Origin of the sequence: Hyphomonas sp. GM-8P (genome assembly GCF_003263315.1) — a bacterium.
Taxonomy (GTDB): domain Bacteria; phylum Pseudomonadota; class Alphaproteobacteria; order Caulobacterales; family Hyphomonadaceae; genus Hyphomonas.
Map to the genome: position 1 here is coordinate 1 of NZ_AWFE01000144.1, position 1325 is coordinate 1325.

The window sequence follows — 1325 nt, forward strand, 5'->3', positions numbered from 1 at the left end:
CCGCAAGGGCGGGGAGACCGGACGGTTACTGAACAGGTTGGTTAGGTGAGATTTCTGCCTGCAGATCGGCTATTTTGCCGAGCACAGGAGACGACCATGCCCAGACGACCGCGCCGGAATCACAGTCCGGCTTTTAAAGCGAAGGTGGCCCTCGCCGCTGTCCGCGGTGAACAGACCCTCGCCGAGCTTGCGCAGCAGTTCGATGTTCATCCCAACCAGATCAAGCAATGGAAAGACCAGCTCCTGGAAGGGGCGACCGGGGTCTTTGGCGATCCGCCGAAAGAAGAAACCCCTGCCGTCGATCTGAAGGAGCTTCATGCCAAGATCGGCCAGCTGGCACTGGAGAATGATTTTTTGTCCGGAGCGCTCGGCAAGGCAGGCCTGTTGCCGGGCGCAAAGAAATGATCAACCGGAAACACAAGCTTTCTGTGAAGCGTCAGGCGGCGCTGCTCGGCATCAGCCGGGGCAGCGTCTACTATCTCCCGCGCGAGGTGCCCGAGACGGACCTGGCGCTGATGCTGCGGATCGACCAGTTGCACCTCGACTACCCGTTTGCGGGCAGCCGGATGCTGCGGGACTTGCTGGCTGGGGAGGGCATGCACGTGGGGCGGCTTCACGTCTCTACACTGATGAAGCGGATGGGCATCGAGGCGCTCTACCGCAAGCCCAATACGTCGAAGCCTGAGCCAGGCCACAAGATCTATCCCTACCTCCTGCGCAAGCTGGCGGTGACCCGGCCGAACCAGGTCTGGGCGATCGACATCACCTACGTGCCCATGGCGAGGGGCTTTGTGTACCTCGTCGCCGTCGTCGACTGGTTCAGCCGGAGAGTGCTTGCCTGGCGGCTGTCGATCACGATGGACGTGGGCTTCTGTATCGAGGCCGTCGAAGAAGCCGTCGCCCGGTATGGCTGCCCCGAGATCTTCAACAGCGATCAGGGAAGCCAGTTCACATCGATCGCGTTCACGAAGGTCCTGAAAGACCACGGCATCGAGATCAGCATGGACGGCCGCGGCGCCTGGAAGGACAATGTCTTTGTCGAGCGGCTCTGGCGATCGATCAAATACGAGGAGATCTACCTCCGAGCCTATGCCAGCGTGCCGGATGCCCGCGCCGGGATCGGCCGGTATCTTTCCTTTTACAATGCAAAGAGGCCCCACTCATCGCTTGACCGGCAAACGCCAGATCAGGCCTACTTCAACGCGCTGCAGCCAATCCCGGTTGCGGCATAACCCAAAGGGCAGAAATCCACTTATAGACTGACCGGGATCTGTTCAGACAAACCGAGCCACCTCTAAGGCCTGCGCATAAAGGCCATGTCTGGT

1 protein-coding gene is annotated in these 1325 nt (G+C 60.5%); it reads left to right on the forward strand.

Features of this window, described 5'->3' with window-relative positions; all coding sequences use genetic code 11:
- Window positions 1–96 precede the first annotated feature (96 nt).
- A protein-coding gene (locus tag HY26_RS18785) for an IS3 family transposase (RefSeq protein WP_112074353.1) occupies window positions 97–1232 on the forward strand; the annotation gives its coding sequence in 2 pieces (ribosomal slippage) (window positions 97–349 and window positions 349–1232; 1137 coding nt in all).
- The last annotated feature ends 93 nt before the right edge of the window (window positions 1233–1325 follow it).